This window comes from uncultured Anaerobiospirillum sp., from assembly GCF_902485895.1.
Taxonomy (GTDB): Bacteria; Pseudomonadota; Gammaproteobacteria; order Enterobacterales; family Succinivibrionaceae; genus Anaerobiospirillum; species Anaerobiospirillum succiniciproducens.
Window position 1 is genome coordinate 1 of record NZ_CABTML010000108.1, and the last position, 20,665, is coordinate 20,665.

Genomic DNA, 20,665 nt, shown 5'->3' on the forward strand with positions numbered 1-20,665 from the left:
TCAAAATACCTATGTCCAGAAGGCAGGCGTTTACTAGCGATTTTACCTTCAGCCTCCCAACGTCGGATCGTAGCTGGGGTACGGCGTACCAATTTAGCAAATTGTCCAATCTTATATGTACTCATAATAAATACATATTAACACATTTATCTATATTTTTCAAAACTGTTAATTGCTCCTAAAACGCTGCCCATAGACACAAACACACTGCAAAGAAAAGATTCTTTGAGCGTCATTGCCGCAATTAATGTACTAACTAAGCCTTGCGCTTACAAAAGCCAATGTCTAAATTCAGTGCTTTCAACAGCTTAAAAGTAATTTAGGCACTATGTCTTAGCTTAGCTTAGTACATCATTATAGGCATGTAGTCTATCTTACCAGCATTTAGCGCATCACAGAATCTATAGAAAAACGCTTTTGCATTTCTACATAGTATCGAGCGCCCGCACACACAGCTGCAGGAGGAAGTAGCAAGTTTAATACAGGGATGCTCATGCCTAATGAAATTAAGGCACCAAAAGTAAAGGTAGCAAGACGCTGATGGCTTAGCTCCTGACGCATCTGCTTAAATGGAATCTTGTGGTTATCGTATGAATAGTCCACATATTGAATACCGATCATCCATGCGGCTAATAGGAACCAAGCAAAAGGTGCTAAGAGATTAACCACAGGGATAAAGGAAATCACGACACAGACTAATAAGCGTGGCAGATAGAAGCCTAATTTTTGAAGTTCGCGCTTTAAAATACGAGGCACATCTTTAATGATTGCAGCAAATCCCTCATCGCCATTAAGCGCATTCTCACCGCGAATTAAAGACTCAGCCTTTTCAGCAAGCAAGCCATAAAAAGGAGAGGCAATGATGATCGCTACCATAGAAAAGATGTAGACGAAGACAAAGCCAATCGATAAAAAGAGAATCAGCTGAATTAAATAGGCCAGAGCAGATAAAAACTCTGGCAAAGCATTTACATAGCTCTCAAGGAAGCTGTAAATAACGGTAAAGAGGAGATAGCCTTCAGCTGAAAGCACCACGATATTAATGAGGATCGGTATGATTACATACAGACGGCATTCAGGTGTTAAGGCAAGTCTAAAGCCCTCCTGAATGTAATTAAACATGCTTGAAATTCCGATTTCAGAATTACCTATCGCTTGATTGCTCATTGCCCCATACTCCTGCGTGACCAAATCTAGACAGCTTTTACCATCATAAACTTATCAGCATTAAACCCTCACTACTTATAGCAAGTGCCAAGCAGTGACCCATCTTATTGTGAGCTAAAGATTAGCCTATATGTCTTTGCTAAAACTTAGTTAAAGTCTCTTTTCTGCCTAAATGCACCAAATCGTACCCACTATCTTGCTTAACTTAAGGCTACATCACATTTAAATCAACTAAATCCCATAAGCTAAGAGCTTCATTCACGATTAAGGCAGTCATGCTGCACTTAAGAACCATATGGCTTTGGATAGTAGCGTTGATTTACGCTATTCTTTGTCCCTAAGAATTAGCTTAATTATTTAGGTTATAATGACCGGACACATGAGGAGCGCTTATGTAAGCGCGTTAGTGGAACTATTCTTTAGTCTCCTACTAGCTTTTTCTTGCTCCTAGCATCTTTATTGATGACCTATCTTGTGGTTTAATCAGCTCCCTACTTAGCCGTTGTGTTTTTTGCATTAGAGGTATCAGATGTCTTCATTCACCGACCCAAGCTCCATTGTTTTGATTGTGGGTGCTGTATGTATATTCCTCTTTATAATGCACGGACTATGGTTCTCAGGTAAGCCACAAAACCGCCGTCTTAAGAAGAACAACAAGCGCGATCAAGAACTATCTAAGTCTGAGCACGTTGGCAAAGTACGTATCGTTACTGCTGACACCCCAAGCTCTGATAGAGCTGATGACATGGACATCGAGCCAATAAACAGCCCATCAGCTAAACATCAAGCGCATAAAGTATCACTACCATATGACTATGATGACAGTATTGGTGGCTTAAAGAACAATGCATCTGTAAGCGTCAACAACATGAAGAAAGCCGCTGCAGATGCTGGTATTGAAGAGGTTAACCTCTCTAAAGGCAACAATGGCCGATCCACTCCTTTAAGTGTTTACGAGATTATCTTATCTGCGGAGCCTGGTAAGCCTTATTTAGGCGAGGACATCGAAGAGCTGTGCAATCAATACGGCTTCATTCAGGGCTTTATCAAAGACAATCTTAAGATTTACTTTGTCTATGAAAACGCCTCTACTAAGGAAAATGAGGTATTCCGTATCTGCTCTATGGAAGCTCCATATTACTTCCCTGAGAATATGCAGAATTATCAGACCTCAGCTATTGCTCTTTATATGAGTCTGCCTGCTAAGGGTAAGGGATTTGCCTACTTTAAGGCCTTACGTATGGCTACTGAAATCTTCATCAATCGTCTTGGTGGTCGTATTGAAGACCAGCATCGCCGCCCACTTGAGGCTAGCCACTTAGATGCAATTGCAGCAGAGCTGCAAGACTACGATGAGGGTTTGAACACTATTGGTAGCTAACTAAAGCTTAGTTACTGACTTTCTAACGCCGCAGATACTGCGGCGTTTTCATATCTGCAAACGTAAGATGACCTAAACATTTTCTAGCCAGGCAAAGCAGCCATAGACAGATAAGCTAGGAAATTTTTGCGTTACACGTACTTTCACACTTAGGCGTTGTAACATGTACTCTTACGTTAGTAGTTAACTACTGATACTCGCCATTATGGACGAATAATCAATCAGCAGCTGTTGCACTTGCCAAGCATTAACTATCAGCTTAGCGCTGTCTCTAATTGCACTGCTGCTTAGTCATGCACTCTGAGGTTTTTTGGATGAACGATCTACTTTCTTTGATTGAAGCTCAGAACGAAGAGCCAACTTACGAGAACTATCGGGAGCTTGTTGAGAAGCTCAACCGCTATGCAAAAGCTTACTATGTTCTTGATAACCCTATCGTTCCTGATGCTGAGTACGATCGTCTCTATCGTCAGCTTGAGGAAATCGAGGCCAAGACTGACTTTAAAGATGCCGATGCTCCAACAAGACGTGTTGGTGATGGCCTCTTAAATACCTTTGCCCCAGTTGCGCACAAATTCCCGCTCATGTCCTTAGGCGATATCTTCAATGATGAAGAACTGAGCGCTTTTAACAAGCGTATGTTTGAATCATCTGGCTCTGAGGTTGAGTACTGCGTAGAGCCAAAGCTCGATGGCTTGGCTGTTTCCATCATTTATGAAAAGGGCATCTTAGTTCGTGCAGCAACACGTGGTGATGGCACCACTGGTGAAGATGTGACTGCTAATGTCAAAACCATTCACTCTATTCCTTTAAAGCTGAGCTTACTCACTAAAGAGCAGCTAGAGTCTTTAGGCATTCAAGATGCATTTGCTGCCCAAAAGATTCCTGACTATTTAGATGTTCGTGGCGAAATTTTTATGCCACGCGACGGTTTTAAAAAGTGGAACGAAGAGGCATCTAAGCGCGGCCAAAAAACCTTTGTTAACCCACGTAATGCTGCAGCTGGTTCTTTACGTCAACAAGATCCAAAGATTACTGCCTCACGCCCGCTCACTTTCAATGCCTACTATATCGGTCAGTGCTACATGGATGATGAGCCTGAGTCTTTAAAAGAAGGTGGCCTTGACTCTAGATCATCAGACTCTACTATCATGCCGCACACTCAGTATGGCCGTCTACAGTACGTTAAGAGCTTAGGTTTACCGGTAAATCCTCTTATTCGAGTAGTGCGTGGCCTTGAGGGCTTAAGAGAGTTCTACAACGACACTGGTGCACAACGTCCATCCTTAAACTACGACATAGATGGCACCGTACTTAAGGTCAATAGCATTGAGATGCAAGAAGAGATGGGCTTTACTGCTAAAGCTCCTCGCTGGGCTATTGCCTATAAGTTCCCACCTGAAGAAGAGATGACCAAGCTTTTGGCCGTTAACTTCCAAGTAGGACGTACGGGTGTAGTAACCCCTGTTGCCCGTCTTGACCCTGTCTATGTAGGCGGCGTGACCATCTCTAACTGCACACTGCACAACGAATCTGAGATCAAGCGTTTAGGCATTAAGGTTGGCGATATGGTTATCGTCCGTCGTGCTGGTGACGTAATTCCACAGATTGCAGGTGTTGTCTTAGAAAAGCGTGAAGGCGCTACCTTAACTGATGTGGTGTTCCCAAGCGTTTGCCCTGAGTGCGGTTCTGCCTTAGAGCGCGAGGGTGATGGTGTAGCCTACCGTTGTACTGGTGGCCTATTCTGCCCATCACAGCAGCGTCAGGCTATCGAGCACTATGTAGAGCGTGCTGCTATGGATATCGATGGCTTAGGCGAGCGTTTGGCCGAGGCTTTAATCGATCAGCAATTCATTCACAATATTGCCGATTTATACACTCTTACTGAAGATAAGCTTGAAAAGCTATTAGTTGAGTCAGCAAGCAAGGATGAAGAGAGCAAGACTCGCTTCTTAGGCAAGACTGTAGCTAAAAAGCTCATTGCTAATATCGATGGCTCAAGAAAGCGTCCGTTAAACCGCTTCATCTATGCTTTAGGTATTCGTGAAGTCGGCACCACCACTGCTAAGATCCTTGCCTCTAATTTCCGCACCATTCAGGATTTAATGGCCGCTGACGAGAAGAAGCTGCAGAGCATTCCAAACATTGGCTCAGTAGCCGCTCGTTACATTGTCGATTTCTTTAAAGAAGAACATAACATCACTGTTATCGATCGTCTTATCAACGAGGCTAAGTTAGAGCTCAGCGAGTGCGAACAAGTCAGCGATATGAACGCTGACAATAAGCCATATTTAGGCAAGACTTTCGTACTTACTGGCACCTTAGCTACCTTAAAGCGCGATAAGGCTAAAGAGCTTTTAGAGTCTTTGGGCGCTAAAGTCTCAGGTTCTGTTTCTAAAAAGACCTTTGCTGTGGTTGCAGGTGAAGAGGCTGGATCTAAGCTTGATAAGGCCAATGAGCTTGGCATTACTGTCTACAGTGAAGAAGACCTGTTAAACATTCTCAAAGAGAACAACATCACTATCTAAAGCTTAGGCAAGCTCAAGCCCAGACTGTGCAACCAACCGCAAGGCTAGCTCAGGCAAGCTCAAGCTCAGTCTGTGCAAGCAAGCGCAAGGCTAGCTCAGTCTCCGCCTGTGCGGCCAAGCCAAAGGCTAAGGATAGCTAAGGCTAGCTCTAGCTAAGGCTAGGCGATTAAGGCTGTATGGCTACCCAAATTAATAAAGGTAGCCTAACAGCGCCGACCTCTAAAGGTATGCGTTTACATTGGCGTTTTTGCGCAAACGTTGATGGTATACGCTTTAATTGGCATTTTGCGCAAACCATGATAGTTTGTGTGGCCCTTTTTCTAGTTTGGAGTTGTCTTAATGCAAGTACAACAGCTTCGCTACTTCATTTGTTTAGTAGATAAGCATAGCTTTACCGAGGCAGCTAAAGAGTGCTTTATCACTCAGCCTGCTCTATCTATGCAAATTAAGAACTTAGAAAAAGAGCTTGATGTTACCTTGATTAACCGTATTGGTCGCAGCTTTGAGGTGACTCCTGCAGGTAAGCTTTTGTATGATCGCGCAGGACACATCCTCAAAGAGGTCGAGGAGCTCACTGAGAAGGTTCAAAGAGTAAACCGCAATCTTGGCTCTACGCTACGACTAGGCCTGCTCTCCTCAATGGATAAAGACAAGATGCCGGGTAGGCTTAAAGAGCTGGTGCTTAATCGTACTGGCCTGGAGCTTTCTATCATCTATGGTTCTCATGATGAGCTCTATGAGCAATTTGGTAACGGTTGCATTAATGCTTTCGTCTCAGATGGTCAGCGTTTGAGTGGTAGTGAGTCTTTCTCTAGTATCAAGCTCTTCTCATCTAAGATGTATGCAGAGATCTCGCATTCTACAGACATCCCACACTTTGGCGTATCCAAGCTTAAGCTTGATGTTGATGAACTTAATAAGTTAAAGCTCTTTACTGTATGTGAAGAAGAGCATTTGCTTGATGAGCAGTTCTCTTTAATACAGATGCTGCATCTTACTAATGAGGTGCAAATTGAGGCCGTATCATCCATAGCAGAGGGCCGCAAACTTATTTTGCAGAGGCCAAACTCTGCTCTTATCATTGATAGATCTCTACTTAGAGGAGACTATCCGGCATCAAATAAAACTTTCCGCTATGAGCTTATCTATCAAAACAAGGCGGTCAAAAAGCCTCTGTGTTTGTACGCTCGTAAAAACATTAACTTCAATGAGCTCAAAGAGATTTGCACGATCTTAACTGAGATGGGCTCTAAGCGTGGTCGTGTCTATAATAGCGATGATCTTTTAGAGCGCAATCTCTCTAACAACCGTATGAGCACTGACGATACTTCGTCTCATGTCCTTACCTACACTGGCCATCAGATTCCGCTGTAATCAGTACCATCTGCGATCTTATCTCTTGTAGCACCATATCCCACGAGGTCTCGTACAGGTTCATAAGATCGCATCTGTGTCTAGGCTAATAAGATCGCCATCTTGCATATGGTAATAAGATCGCATCTGTACCCAGGTTAATAAGATCGCCATCTTGTATATGGTCATAAGATCGCATCTGTGCCCAGGTTAATAAGATCGCTATCTTGTATATGGTCATAAGATCTCAGCGCTGACAAAGGCAAAACTTCTTGATGACTATTGATTTAGGTTGCCTATAAACAAAAAGACCCAGGATCATGTTGGTGATCCTGGGTCTTTTTTTTTGTTGGGCGGATAAAAGCCGTATATCGCTTCTACCTACCTTGCTAGCTTTGTTTAGCCTTTAGTGTGAGGCTTGTGCTCAGCAACCTTAGTATAGGCCTTACCAACAGGAGAGCCGCTTACTAAGCCTAAAGCCTGCTCAAACTGCAGAGCATGCTCTGATGGAATTAACAGACCACGGTGGCTCTCAGACTTTAAAGAGTCGGTTAAGAAACCGGCATTGAGGTGCTTTAAATCATCAAGATCAACACCTGCGATCTTAGCTGCCTCTGACATGGAGTGCACGCGATCGCCAATTGCAACACGCTTGAAAGCGATGCGGTTATCTACCTCAGGGTGTGATACACCGAAAGCCTCAGGCTCTTGTAAGATTGCTGCATAGGCTCTAAAGCGCTTTAAGTAAGTACGAGCACCACGAGTCAGTGGTAAATTCTCAGCACTTAAGTTCTTAACGCCATTACGCTTAGCTGCACGAATTGCCTTCTTTACGCCAAACTCGCCCTGATTGTAGCCAATTAAAGCTAATTCCCAATCTTGGTTGAGCTCTTTGTACAGGTGCTCTAAATAAGATAAAGAGGCCTGAGTAGAAGTAACGAAGTCGTAAAACTCGTCATAATGAGAGGTGACTTTAAGGCCAAAGCTCTTACCAGTACGGCGCATAAACTGCCATGGGCCGTGGGCACCAGCATAGGAGCGAGCACGAACCTTAAAGCCGCTCTCTACAAGAGGAACAGCTGCAAGCTCGGCTGGCAGATTGCGAGCCTCAAGCTCAGTGAGCAGGTAATGCATAAAGATCTTGGCGCGATCCATATGAGACTCAAAGGAACGGGCCAGTTTCTTAGCTTCACGCTTTTCAGAGTCGCTAAGCTTAATCTTTAAAGTAAAACGATCATCAGCAAAGAGATCGCTCTCCCATAAGGAGCCGTACTCCTTAGATGGGTTAAATAAGAGCTCTTCAGCGCTCTTAGTTACTTGAGTAGCTTCAGTTACATTTGCTACTTCAGATTCAGAAGATTTCTTGTCGATATAGCTATCAGTAGTACAGCCGGCGACAAAGAACAGGATTGAGCTGAGAAAAACAATAAAGGTTTTCTTAATCATTCCACCATCACTTGGCATAAATGCCATTTGTTTAACACGCAGCAGTCCAATTTATCTCTTTGAAAACGCATTAAGGTGAGCACGTAACTCGACCCAAAAGAGAAGATAAGGACTGTAAAAAAAGCATCCCAAAGCTTTTTCAATCAGTACTTGGCAAAAGAAGTTTGACCATTAAGTACTGTGAATTTGAACTTTGAGAACCTCGTGCTCTTTTGGTTTGTCGCATCTTAGTCTTGAAAAAACATGACAAACTTAGCGCAAGCTATTTTTTAGCTTAAAAGTAACTTTCAAGCTCTAGATTTACGCTAGAACACTTGGTTGTATCAGCATTGGCGCGAAATTAAACTCTTTTAGCTACACAAGCACCTTTACATACATGGTAAAAAGTTTTGAATGCAAACCTTTCATTTGTATTCAAATCCCTGCATGTTTTGCACTAAAGGCATGTTTTAGAAAAAAACTACCCTAAGTGCTTTAGCGCAATGAGCTAAGCAGCTTGTAAACAGCTTGTGATTGTTATTGAAGCTGAAAGTTCGCGTAATGAACTGTACATGCGTGCTTGAGACTGTGTGTCTGCTCATTTAATAAGAGCAGAGCTGCCCTCAAGCTAATAGTGGTTTAATGCAAGAGCCTAACTAATCGTTAAACTAACTAAGCCTTAAATTAAACCAAGTCGCACGATGCGACTAAAATCCAATTGAAAGACAGGAAACCTCGATTAGGTTCCTCATTGAAATGCTCTTATCCTGCATGCGTAACAGGTGATGAACCAAATATGGATCATCCAAGAGCTTAATTCCCTTAGTAAAGTCTTTTGTAAAGCTTTAGAGTTTCAACACCTTAAGAAAGGAAAAGATACTGTAACCATATCTTTAAGGGGTGGTATCGTCCTTTTGTAAAGGAGCGTTTTGACCTGAAGCAGCAGTACGGGCAAGTTCATCGCAGCGTTCATTCTCAGCGTGACCTGAATGACCTTTAACCCAATGCCACTGAACATTGTGTCTTGCAACCAGCTCATCAAGCTGCTTCCATAACTCAACATTCTTCACAGGTTGCTTAGTTGAAGTAAGCCACCCATTTCTCTTCCAGCCATGTATCCAAGAAGAGATACCATTCTTAACGTATTGACTGTCGGTAGTAATATGTACCGCACAAGGCTCTCTTAGACAGCCTAGAGCTGCTACAACTGCAAGGATTTCCATGCGATTGTTAGTGGTTCTTTCATAACCGTTAGACAGCTCTTTCACCATGTTCTTATACTTTAGTACCGCACCATAGCCACCAGGGCCAGGATTGCCAAGACAAGAACCGTCAGTGAAAACAAAAACTTCTTTCATCCGATACTCTCATAAAAAGATTCCGCATCGGACCTATAACCACGCCAAACGGCAATACCACAGCCATCAGGCGACGTCCGCAACCTTAAAAAGGGTAGCTGGAGCGATACCAAAGCTCTACATCAGCTTTTATGCGGTGAAAAACCCAGTTTAAAGATTCAATATGCTCACAAAACGCGTTAGGCGTTTTTGGGTTTAGCAAGATGTTTCCCTGCATTTACTAAATCGTGGGCACCAAGCTCAGTTTTAATAAACGTGGTCAACTTTTGCCATTAAAAGGCTCTAAAGGTTGTGTAAAAAGTAACAACCCATTGAATCGGTTTGCATTATAACAAAAGACACTCTATTACCCTAACAAAACGCTATAAAATGCGCCGCTTAATGCTATCACTAGTATACAAGACAAATGGCTTATATATAACGTTTTATTGCGACTCATAAAGACAAAATAACGTATCTAGTCTAGATACAAGACTTCGGTCATGTAAAGGCACTAAGCGCTTATCTATCGCGTTTAAAATGAGATATACATCATATTTTCAAAGAATCGTCTGATCGACTTGGGAACTTTTTTGAAAAAAAGATCGTTTATCTGATCAACTTTATCGCCAATGCCCTCTTTTGCATTCATTTTGGTGAACGTTTCACGAAAGCACTCTTTTTTAGACACTATAAAACAGATAAAACCTGATATATATCGCATCCGATAACGAAAGCAAAAAAATTGTAACTTTGCAATACCCACATTTTGCTTGCCACCACTAAGCGACAAAGCCCGTGGATTATATGGTTTTACAGCCTACAGCATTACACATTTTATATTACATACATAATAAGACATATTTTGATCCCTTGCCTCACCATTTGCCATATAGGCAGAGGTATGTTCTTTCCTAGACAAAGGCAAGCATAAGCTTATATAAGATGGATAAGATTGATGTTTACAGATCATGCAATGCTGATGTAGGCATTTGGTACAATACATCTGTACATTAAGTTATTTGCCAAGCTGCGGAGGCTTTGTGAAACGACAGGTTGCACTCGATACCGAAACTACAGGTAAGTCTGATGACGGAACTCCTGGAGATCACCGTATTATTGAAATCGGTTGTGTTGAGATCATCGATCGTAAGATCACCGGCCGACATTTACAGGTCTACCTAGATCCTGAACGTCCTATTGATGAAGAGGCAACCAAGGTTCACGGCTATACTTGGGACATGCTCAAAGGCAAGCCTAAGTTTGCTGATATTGCACATGACTTTATTGACTTCATCCGTGGCTCTGAGCTCTTAATCCATAACGCTAAGTTCGATACTTCCTTTATGGATAAAGAGTTTTCTTTAATGGGTCTTACTGAAAAGACCACAGATATTGCTACAGTTACTGATACTGTTAGCTTGGCAAGAAAGCTCCACCCTGGTCACTTAGTTAACTTAGATAACTTATGTAACATCTTTGGCGTAAGTAACAAACACCGTGTACAACACGGCGCGTTACTTGACGCTGAGCTGCTGGCTGAAGTTTATCTTGCCATGACTGGTGGTCAGTCTACCTTTGACTTAAAGATCGAGAGTTCTAAAGGCACTAGCGGCACTTGGAAACGACCTCAAGGCTTTAAGTTTAAGGTCATGAATGTTGAAGACTGTCGCCACGCTAAAAACCTCTCTACCATGTTAAGTCTTGGTCAAGCGGTGAAAACTGGCGCTGATGAGAACGGCAATCCTCTTGCTGGCTCTAATTGGTCTAAAGAGTTCACCTTCCCTTATCTTGAAAAAGGTGAAGATGAAGGCAAGAAAGAATACAAAGCCCGTGTTAGTGCGCAAAAAGCCGAGCTAATGCAACGCTTCTTAGATGAAAAGCTCACCAAAGCCCTTGAAGCACTCGAAGCTGAAGATCTGCAAGCCTACAATGAGTGGAAGGCCCGCGTACTTGGCCAAGCTTAAGCTCTATACTGTTATTAACAACCAATACCCCACACGGTCCTTAGCTATTGACCGTGTATCGCATTGCCTTAGCACTGTCCTTAGCTATTGGCCGTGTATCACATTGCCTTAGCACTGTCCTTAGCTACTAGACGTTTATTGCATTGCCTTGCACTATCCTTAGCTATAGGCAGTTTATCGGATAGCCTTAGCACTATGCTTAGCTATAGGCTCACAAGAGTATTGCCTTGCACTGCGCAATGAGAAAAGCGCTCATGTACATGCACTTTAAGTTAGTTGCATGCAACTAACTAATGACCTTATACTTATCTCATTAGGATACTCATCTTAATGAGGCACACAATCTCTTATAAAAGAGAAGTGCAGGAATTTATCCAAGCTCATCACATGGAGACAAGACTTTGTCACGCATTGATTTTGATATCCGCAAAGATCTAGAAGAGTCACGCAACACTGTAGATAACTATCTCCAAAGTGAAGGTGCTGTAGAAAAGATTGAACAAGCTATTGAGCTGATGGCTCAGAGCATTAGTAATGGCGGTAAAGTAATTAGCGCTGGTAATGGCGGCAGCATGTGCGATGCCATGCACTTTGCAGAAGAACTCACTGGCCGTTATCGTGGTGATCGCCCATCACTGCCTGCTATTGCTATCTGCGATCCTAGCCATATCACTTGTGTTGGTAATGATTACGGCTTTGACTACATCTTCTCTCGCTTTGTACAAGGCGTAGGCGCTCAAGGTGATATCTTCTTAGGCATTTCTACCTCAGGCAACTCAAAGAACATTATTGAAGCCTGCAAGGTATGTAAAGACAAGGGCATGAAGAGCATTTGCCTCTTAGGTAAAGATGGCGGCACTCTTAAGGATATGTGCGATATCCCTCTTATAGTGCCACACAGTGGCTATGCTGATCGTATTCAGGAAGTACACACCACCATCATCCATATTTTCATTCGCGGTATCGAAGCTATCATCACTGATACCCACTACTAATGCCATCTAAGGCATATAACCAAAAGAGCCAGACTTATCCTTAAGCCTGGCTCTTTTGCTTTTGGCAAAGGCAAGCCCCATCTAATCCTTTTTGGTGGAACACGGCCTTTAGACAAGCTACTTCTATCTAGACTTCACTTAGGCGCATAAGATGCCTCGTTTTATGCGTGGTTGCCATCAGCAGCTGCAGCCTATTCATCAGCTGCAACCTATTCATCGGCTGAAACCTTTTTATCGCCAGTAGCGAACCTATCATTGATCGGCAGCTGCGGCCTTTTCATCGGCGGTATCGGTTGTTTCATTACCCGGCTCGCCATCTTTCTTCTTGCCTTTCTTGATGACTAGCTCCATGCCTCCGCCACCAAGACGCACTTCCTCATAACCTTTAAACACGGCAATCACTAGCGCAAGACCAATTGCAGAAATCGCTGCAATTGCAGTTGCGGTTAGCGCAGCGCCTACTGTTCCCATCACTGTACCTGCAGCGCCCAAAGAGACGCCACCAGTAAAAGGAGCAAATAAGGCAGCTCCACTCATTACCAGTGCTAAGGTATTTAAAGAGGATGAGCCAATTGAGCGTAAGGCTTTAAAGGATGTATGCAGCTTCTTACCCAGCTCGCCCTTAACTAAGATTCGCTCTGCACCGCTCTTTTGGGCTTCATTAAGTTCCTCTTTAGTATGCACAACGACTAAGGCACGGTTATCAGGAACAACCTCGATGAATTCCTCAGCGTCGGCATCAACTGCACTTTTAGAGCGATCTTTTAGATCAGAATCATGCTCAACCTTAACTTTCTTTACTGTCTTGGCAAAGCCAGATGTAATGTGGTCACGTAAGTTGGCTGTACTTTGAGCAATCTTCTGTCCAAAGCCCTTTTCTTTAGCATCAGTAGCAGCATCTGCAACGATCTCACACTCTACTAACTCAATATCATCAGCTGCAGTACCTTGACTGCCACTATGATCCTGAGCATTTCCTGCATGATCTTGTTCTACCTTCTGATCCTCTGTACTTTCACTAGCATCTTTCTTGTTTCGACCAAACACTTTATGCAGTCTACTTTTAGCCTCTGCCGCAGAGGACTCTTGTGATTTTGGCATTAGCACCTTCCGTTGAACAAATGCTATACAAACTATTGAGCACTGCCCTTTTCAATCATCATTTTTAGGCTATTGTCTAGTAAAAGACTTAGCTTAAGCATAGCTACATAATATTCTATTGCATGGCATGCAACAGCAAAATAACGGCCTTCCATCGCCATAAGCACAGATGCAATAACGACAGTTACATGGAAGTACACTTGTGGCGATGATGCCGATCTTGCATAAGATCGTAGGGTTGTGATCTAGAGTTCTTAATTACCATCACTTATCATGGCATTCTTACAATAAATTCTGATATTAAGTTGCTTGCGATGGTATCACTTGATCATAAGATCTCAGTCTTGATCACAAGATCTATGTAGCCCACAAACTATTAGCGCCCACAACTTGCGTTGTGAGCGCTAATAAAGTCCCTATGCTTTGTCTGTGCGAACAAAAAAGTAAGTTAACTAAGATCTTGGGTAATGATCCTCAGCTATCACTACAAGCCAATAAATGAGCTTTCCTCTCTATGCAGTATGTACGCCCTTAGACTTATGTGGTTGAGGATTAATGGTATACATCGGGCAAACCCTTGGTCGACGACGAGGGATCTCAACATTATCTCCCTCAAAGCGAGCACAATGGTTCTTAAGATGCAGACTTTGCATTCCAGGATCAAAGCCCAAAACTAAGTAGCGACGTCGCACACGATTGACCATACCTGGTGACACGTTAGCAAAGCTAAGGTAGATAAGAGGCAACACGAATATTGCCATTAGCACAGGAAATACGAGCAATGCTGGCAGCAACACTTGAGGATAGTACACACAACATAATCCTAAAATGCCAAACAGCACAACACAAATCCTAAGACGGCGGATGCTCTTACAACCATGATAAATACCTGATGCTAAAGGGCCTGATAAAACCATTTCTCTAGCATCTTCGTATAAAGCGAGAGCAAGGTCGGTGCTATTGGTGACACTCTTGTATCCAGACATATTCACCTCCGCTATTAACTAGCGTATATCCGCTGCACAAGTGTGCTTAGCTGAACTAATTCAGCGACAAAAGCGTGATCTTCAATCTGGCGTGTCATTGATGACAGATGAAAATAGTGGGGTTAAATGTCATCTAAAAAGGTAAGGTGTTGATAGCTCTTATGATCTTCAAACTCCTTAATATGACTTACATAAGGCTATATGTGCTTAAGATCGCCAGAAACAAGAACATTACACTTAAGTGCAAGATTATCAGAAATACTGAGCGCTTGCCCCCATCAAGCTCATAAAATGAGGCAATATAAAAGTTCTTTTGCTGAGTTTTGAGATCCAAGGCATGTAGATAGCTCACGATCTTAAAAAGTCTCAAGATCGTTTTTCAAGATCGTTTATTTTGATCTTTTAAGATCATAGCCATGATCCCTTATCAAGATCTGACCGATCAAGTCACCTATCATTTTGAGATCTCAAGATCTCAGATCTGACTTTAAGATCTTAGTTTTGCCTATATGTTTCAGAGATCAGAGCAAGATCGCGTGAAAATATTTTCTAGGTTGTATTACAAGTAATTTAATATATACACATTTATGTTTACATTTTAAGATGATTTTCGAGCGATTAATGCACTTTTTAGAGCAATTTAAAGAGCATTGAGGTCAATTGAAGTCAGCTGCCTCAAGATGACTACTTGTTAACCATAAAAATATAAAAAACGCTTATTTATGGGATTTTTAAAATTAGGAAAGTAAATATACCAACGCGGCTATTCGCTTATTGAAAAATGGCTTAGTTGCGTCTTTAGAGGGGATATTTATCGACTAGAAGAGGGGAGCTGATAGGGCAAATGCTATGAAAAGGGCATAAAAAAGGCTTTACCGCCGTTCAAAGCGAGTAAAGCCTATTCGTGCACACCTCCTGGCAAGAGTGTGCTTTATGTGTATAGCTTAAGCCTGCATGTTGAGAATTTCAACCTGCTTATCATCTGCATTAGCACGTGCGGTAATTTGACCAGCAACCCATGCCTTCTCACCAGCAGCGTTAAGAAGCTCTACAGTCTTATCAGCATCAGCAGCATCTACGATCACAAGCATACCTACACCGCAGTTAAAGGTGCGATACATTTCGTAGGTTGAAACATTGCCCTTAGCCTTTAAGAAGTCGAAGATCTCAGGCCACTGCCAAGTTGCAGCATCGATAGTAGCAACAGTGTTATCTGGCAGAACGCGTGGGATATTCTCCCAGAAGCCGCCGCCAGTGATGTGAGCCATTGCGTGAACATCAATATTCTTGATGAGGTTGAGCAGAGGCTTTACATAGATGCGGGTAGGAGCCATAACAGCATCAGCAACTGACTGACCTGATGGGAGCTTATCTGCATCTGGGTTTACGTTTGCAAGCTTTAAGATGTGACGGATTAAAGAGTAGCCATTAGAGTGTGGGCCACTTGAAGAGATAGCAACGATGGTGTCGCCAGATTTTACCTTAGAGCCGTCGATGATCTTGGAGGCCTCAACTACACCTACGCTAAAACCAGCTAAGTCGTAGTCACCAGTCTCATACATGCCAGGCATTTCAGCAGTCTCACCGCCGACTAAAGCGCAGCCTGCCATTTCACAGCCATTAGCAATACCGGTTACAACAGAAGCAGCCACGTCTACGTCGAGCTTGCCAGTTGCATAGTAATCGAGGAATAAGAGTGGCTCTGCACCCTGAACGATAAGATCGTTAACGCACATAGCTACGAGGTCACGGCCTACAGTATCATGACGCTTAAGATCGATAGCCAGACGTAACTTGGTACCAACACCGTCAGTGCCAGAAACTAACACAGGCTCCTTGTAGCCCTGAGGAATGCGAGTTAAAGCACCGAAGCCACCTAAGCCGCCAATTACTTCTGGACGGGTGGTACGCTTAACAGGGCCCTTAATACGCTCTACCAGTTCCTCACCAGCATCGATATCAACACCAGCATCCTTGTAGGTTAAGTTCTCAGCCATTTTTTGCCTCAGTTACCTCAAAAACAAATGGATGCTTGATTATACAGGAAATCGCCCCATTCTCATCCTGATTAGCTAAAAAATGCCTTTCTAAGGCCTTTTTATGGCTGTTTTAGCGGCGATCTTTGCCTTAAACATCAGTTATTCAGGCGATCTTAAGGTGATCTTTTAACGATCTTAGAAACGATCTCATCTATGATCCATAAGATCTTATCTTCCACTGACAGGCCTGTACCCATGCCTAAACGGGCTTTTCTTTGAGATCTTCTGTAACAAGCAATGAAGATCTTTTCTTAGGATTCTCATGTCCAATAGATCAGAAAAATTAAGCATAGTGACTTAGACCACGCCATGCACTTATGCGCATGTGCTAAGATCACTAACTTCATTAATCACACATACACTTAGAACAGATCTTGCTATATCTAAGCTGTAACAATCGCTCTACAATGATCTTGATCTTTAAGATCTTAGATCACACAGACTCACAATCAGGCTAAGATCTTGTTTATGAGTCATGGCATGTCTGCTTTAGCAGGCACACTGATACTTAGAGGATGCATCTGAATGCTCAACAAAAAGTTTTCACTGCTTGCAGGTTCTGCAGCTCTCATGCTCGGCAACGTCTGCGCCATAGCACATGCCGCTGAGAACAATGTCACTATTAGCTCTGATCAAGGTATGCAGGCTGTACAAACTAAGGTTCAGCCTCGTAACTACACCATTAATATTGCTACCCCTGCAGCGCAAAACGCAGCTACAGCACCCGCACAATTAAACAGCGCCCAACCTGCTGCAACACAAGTAAACAGTGCTCCACCTGCTGCAGCTCAAGCTAAAAGTGCCCCAGTTAAAAGTGCTACAGTAAAAAGTGCCCCAGTAGCCGGCCAAGTTAAGCCTTATATTCCTGACGATGCACCTGTGGCCAAAGCTCCAGCATCAGCTGCCCCTGCAGCTGCCCCTGCCACTTTAGCTCCTGCTCCTGCAGCTGCCCCTGCCACTTTAGCACCTGCCCCTGCTCCTGCTGCTGCACCGCTGATTAGTGCACCGGCACAAACGATGGCGGCTCCAGCACCTGCTGCCAATGCACCTGCTGTAGCACCTGCAGCACCGAATGCAAATGCACCGGCTGCCTCGGCAGCGGCTGCGACTGCAGCAGCTGCAAATGCAACTATTGGCAATGCAGCACCTCAAGGTAGCATCAATGCGCCTGCTGCTAACGCTCAGGCCCCTGTCCCTGTAGCAACTCGTGGTGGCCCTACTGTTACTGAGGAGCTACAAACTCAGAGCAAGACCGAAATTTCCAACCGCGCACAGGTAAATGATCAACTTTATCCTGCAACCAATAACCCAAATGGTCAGGGTGCATTTACTCCAGCTGAGCCTGGCTTTACCTTTGAAACCCAAGCTCAAGAGCAAAAGGCTGCAGATGGCGGTACTGGTAATCCAAATGATCAGATCCAAGAAGTCAGTGTCACTATGCTTACTGACTTTGACGCTGCTGTAGTCGAAGGCTTCAAGAGCTTAGAGAGCAGCCTTACCTTAGGCATGGGCCGCTCAACTAATCTCACCATTGATGATGTTGCTCCTGCCTTACGTAGCTTCACCACTGATGCTGATGGCAACCTCGTGCTGCGCTTTAGCGTGCCTATGGCTCAGAGCATTATTAAAAAGAAGGGCACTCCATCATGGAACGGCCTGTCTAACCCTATCTTAGTATGGATGGCTGGTTTAGATGGTTCTAGCGGTGGCACTAATATGAGCCTCGTGAGCGGTCAAAACTTAAGCCCATTTGCCTCTGCGATCTTAGGCGCTGCTCCTGAGTATAAATACCGTATGATCTTCCCAGTCTTAGATATCGAGGAGATCCAAAAGGTATCGGTCAACACAGTATTAGATCATCGTGATGATGTATTAGCTGCAGCCTCAGCTCGCTATGGTGCTGATTACTTCATTGCTGCTGCAATTAGTTCTGTGCCTAATGAAAGTGGCATGACCTTCAAGTGGAACCTCTTTTACAAAGACGGTACTTTAATTGCGCAATCAGCCATTTCAGGTCTGATGGATGAGGTAGCAGCCTTAGGTGCCGGTGACATCGCCCGCGCCTTAATGACCTATCAATCCAATCAAACTGAGTCTAATGAGCCAAGCGCTTTATCTAAGAACAATGTAGATATCGACATGATTGGCCCTGGTGATGGCTATGTACGTATGCGTATTTCCAATGTACGTAGTTTGCAGGATATTAAAGAGATCAGAAATATCTTCATCACTTATGGTTTTGACGGCGATACTCGTGTGATCGGCTTTGACAATGGTCTTTTAGTCTTTGAAGTTGCTACAAACTCAGAGCCAGATAACCTTGCTGCTACTATGCGTCGCTCTGGTGAGTTTAAGTACTTAGCCCCATGGACTTTCGACTTTGTTAAGAATGTATCAGTGCGCCCAAGCAACGATACTTTTGTGGGCACTTCCACTGATGTTCGTCCAAACAGCCGCATCAATCCTGACTTAGTCCGTCCAGCTCATCCATCAAACATGCGCAAAGACAGTGAGGTGGGCGTTGGTGAGGGTTTACCAAGCCGTAGCACCCCTGCTATTCAGGGCACTGATATGTAAGCACACGCCCTTGACGCAAAACTAAGCATCTAAACGAAAACCCCCGCATTTGCGGGGTTTTTCATTATGTCGCTATACATTGCTAGTGAGCATCCAAAGCTTTATGAGGCAGCGCGGCTATATGCTCATTGCGTCTTTAGAGGCCTTTAATAAGCTCTTCATCAAAAGAACGCTGTATCACGATTTGAGAGACACGTGCCTTAATGCGCTCACGAGTGAGTCTATCAGTGCACTCTTGTAAGGAGCGGTTATACATACCAATAGCCTGTGAATAGCCGCCACTGATTGCATAGAGCTCGGCACGTGACTGCATTGCAGAACACTTATCATTAAGTGCTGAATATGCCTTCTCAATTAAAGAGACCGCCAAAGCATCATTTGGCTTGTTACGTAGATACTTATCTAAAATGTCCTTAGCCTTGGCAAATTGCTTACTCTCTATATAGGCATAGGCTAAGTTAATCACTACAGCCTGATTATTTGGTTTGTAGCGATAAGCCTGCTGCAGTCTTTCAATAGCAGCGCCACTATTACCATCCTTAAGATCGATATCAGTTTTTACATCAAGCACGAAGATGTTGTTTTGTAACTTAGATGGCAGATGAGTCAAATATGATCGTGCTTCATCTAATTGCTTGAGCTCCAAACAAACTAAAGACAGGGCATAATTCTGATAGACCGCTGAATTATGCTCGCCATTTTGCATGAGAGCTTGCTTAAGAGTTTTTAATTGCTGCTCTCCTGATACTCCACTATATCTAACTGCCACACGTGCTCTTGCCATGTCGTAATCAGGATTTTGCGAGTAGTTACGACGCTCATATTGAGTCACACGGTTTTGCGCCTCAGCTAAACGAATATCATTAAGTGGGTGATCGATAAGTAAGGTAAATGCTGGATTGATATTACCTTGCTGTGAGAGCATGGTTCTAAAGAGGTCAACCGTACCCTTAGGATTGAGTCCAGCCTTATACATAAGACTAATGCCTACACGATCGGCCTCATACTCATTATCACGAGTGAAGTTGATGCGGCTTTGCATTTGTGCACCCACAGCAGTAGTCATGGCAGCCACACCGAAAGCAGGATTAATAATCGACATGGCCACCGCGCCGATGATACCTGCTGTTGACAGGCGTGAGGATGCAGTAGCTAATTCGACAAAGCGGGCAATATGTCTTTGGGTTACGTGGGAGATTTCATGGGCAATAACCGAGGCAAACTCATCTTCAGTCTTAGCGTAGTTAAACAAACCAGTGTTGATTGCAACTTTACCGCCTAAGAATGCAGATGCATTGAGCGTGTTGTTTCTTACCATGAAAAACTCAAATGGAAAGTTCACGCCATCTGCATGAGCAAGCAAACGATTACCAAGAGAGGTCACATACTCGCTCATCACCGGATCATCGAGCACATTCATATTGCTACGAGCAGTACGCATAAAGAAATCACCAATGGCCATTTCTTTTTGTACAGAGATACCCATTACACCCGCTGTACCAATCTGAGGAATCAGGATTTCGCTTTCGTTGGCATAGGACACGTTATAAGCTCCACCTGATAACAGCACCACAAGTGCTGCAGCAGACAGACTTTGTCCAGCCTTTCTTAAAATGCCTTTACGGCCTGATAAATAACGTTGCTGCATAAGCAAATCCTAATATCAGCTTATAAATGATCCCGCTTAAAAAAAGAAAGCGCTCTGCCCAAAAGTTAATTCCAGTCTACTTTAGAGAACATAACCATGGTGTCACTAAACTGTGCTAATAAAACATACCGCAAAGTCATAGTTAAACACCACATCATTGT

General features: G+C 43.5%; 14 protein-coding genes. 6 read left to right on the forward strand and 8 right to left on the reverse strand.

Features of this window, described 5'->3' with window-relative positions; translation table 11 throughout:
* Positions 1 to 125, reverse strand: a 125-nt coding sequence (locus RDO37_RS10870) for a MerR family DNA-binding transcriptional regulator (RefSeq protein ID WP_374045313.1), incomplete at its 3' end; no start/stop codon positions are given.
* Positions 126 to 384: 259 nt separating this feature from the next.
* Entirely contained in the window at positions 385 to 1,167 is a 783-nt protein-coding gene (gene cysZ / locus RDO37_RS08970; RefSeq protein ID WP_308498835.1) for a sulfate transporter CysZ, read from the reverse strand.
* 529 nt (positions 1,168 to 1,696) lie between these two features.
* Between cysZ and RDO37_RS08975 the strand changes: the two genes are divergently transcribed.
* The 3 genes from RDO37_RS08975 to RDO37_RS08985 all read left to right on the forward strand — a co-directional run bounded on the left by RDO37_RS08975 (position 1,697) and on the right by RDO37_RS08985 (position 6,450).
* On the forward strand, positions 1,697 to 2,548 hold the full coding sequence (locus RDO37_RS08975; RefSeq protein ID WP_281710308.1) for a cell division protein ZipA C-terminal FtsZ-binding domain-containing protein: 852 nt from the start codon (positions 1,697 to 1,699) through the stop codon (positions 2,546 to 2,548).
* 314 nt (positions 2,549 to 2,862) lie between these two features.
* Entirely contained in the window at positions 2,863 to 5,076 is a 2,214-nt protein-coding gene (ligA, locus tag RDO37_RS08980; protein WP_308498836.1) for an NAD-dependent DNA ligase LigA, read from the forward strand.
* Positions 5,077 to 5,415: 339 nt separating this feature from the next.
* A complete protein-coding gene (locus RDO37_RS08985) occupies positions 5,416 to 6,450 on the forward strand; it encodes a LysR family transcriptional regulator (protein ID WP_308498837.1) in 1,035 nt (344 codons plus the stop codon).
* A gap of 378 nt (positions 6,451 to 6,828) precedes the next feature.
* On the opposite strand, the gene RDO37_RS08990 is transcribed toward RDO37_RS08985, so the two are convergent.
* Complete coding sequence (locus RDO37_RS08990) at positions 6,829 to 7,902, reverse strand: transglycosylase SLT domain-containing protein (RefSeq protein ID WP_308498838.1); 1,074 nt, start codon at positions 7,900 to 7,902, stop codon at positions 6,829 to 6,831.
* 845 nt (positions 7,903 to 8,747) lie between these two features.
* Positions 8,748 to 9,212: a ribonuclease HI gene (gene rnhA, locus RDO37_RS08995; protein WP_027939288.1), complete on the reverse strand. Its 465-nt coding sequence runs from the start codon at positions 9,210 to 9,212 to the stop codon at positions 8,748 to 8,750.
* 1,022 nt (positions 9,213 to 10,234) lie between these two features.
* Between rnhA and dnaQ the strand changes: the two genes are divergently transcribed.
* Together dnaQ and gmhA are read left to right on the forward strand one after the other, a co-directional pair.
* The gene (gene dnaQ / locus RDO37_RS09000) at positions 10,235 to 11,158 is read left to right on the forward strand and encodes a DNA polymerase III subunit epsilon (protein WP_273323874.1); all 924 of its coding nucleotides are present in this window, start codon (positions 10,235 to 10,237) and stop codon (positions 11,156 to 11,158) included.
* A 401-nt stretch (positions 11,159 to 11,559) separates the two neighbouring features.
* Entirely contained in the window at positions 11,560 to 12,153 is a 594-nt protein-coding gene (gmhA, locus tag RDO37_RS09005) for a D-sedoheptulose 7-phosphate isomerase (protein ID WP_027939289.1), read from the forward strand.
* Between the two features lie 252 nt (positions 12,154 to 12,405).
* On the opposite strand, the gene RDO37_RS09010 is transcribed toward gmhA, so the two are convergent.
* The 3 genes from RDO37_RS09010 to purM all read right to left on the reverse strand — a co-directional run bounded on the left by RDO37_RS09010 (position 12,406) and on the right by purM (position 16,237).
* Positions 12,406 to 13,254, reverse strand: a complete 849-nt coding sequence (locus RDO37_RS09010; protein WP_308498839.1) for a hypothetical protein — start codon at positions 13,252 to 13,254, stop codon at positions 12,406 to 12,408.
* Positions 13,255 to 13,766: 512 nt separating this feature from the next.
* Complete coding sequence (locus RDO37_RS09015; protein WP_308498840.1) at positions 13,767 to 14,240, reverse strand: hypothetical protein; 474 nt, start codon at positions 14,238 to 14,240, stop codon at positions 13,767 to 13,769.
* A gap of 944 nt (positions 14,241 to 15,184) precedes the next feature.
* Positions 15,185 to 16,237: a phosphoribosylformylglycinamidine cyclo-ligase gene (gene purM / locus RDO37_RS09020; protein ID WP_281709804.1), complete on the reverse strand. Its 1,053-nt coding sequence runs from the start codon at positions 16,235 to 16,237 to the stop codon at positions 15,185 to 15,187.
* Positions 16,238 to 16,804: 567 nt separating this feature from the next.
* Here purM and RDO37_RS09025 point away from each other — a divergent pair.
* Positions 16,805 to 18,856 (forward strand): DUF2066 domain-containing protein, encoded by a 2,052-nt coding sequence (locus RDO37_RS09025; protein WP_308498841.1) that lies wholly within the window; start codon positions 16,805 to 16,807, stop codon positions 18,854 to 18,856.
* Between the two features lie 136 nt (positions 18,857 to 18,992).
* On the opposite strand, the gene RDO37_RS09030 is transcribed toward RDO37_RS09025, so the two are convergent.
* Entirely contained in the window at positions 18,993 to 20,504 is a 1,512-nt protein-coding gene (locus RDO37_RS09030; protein WP_308498842.1) for a M48 family metalloprotease, read from the reverse strand.
* Positions 20,505 to 20,665: the final 161 nt, after the last annotated feature.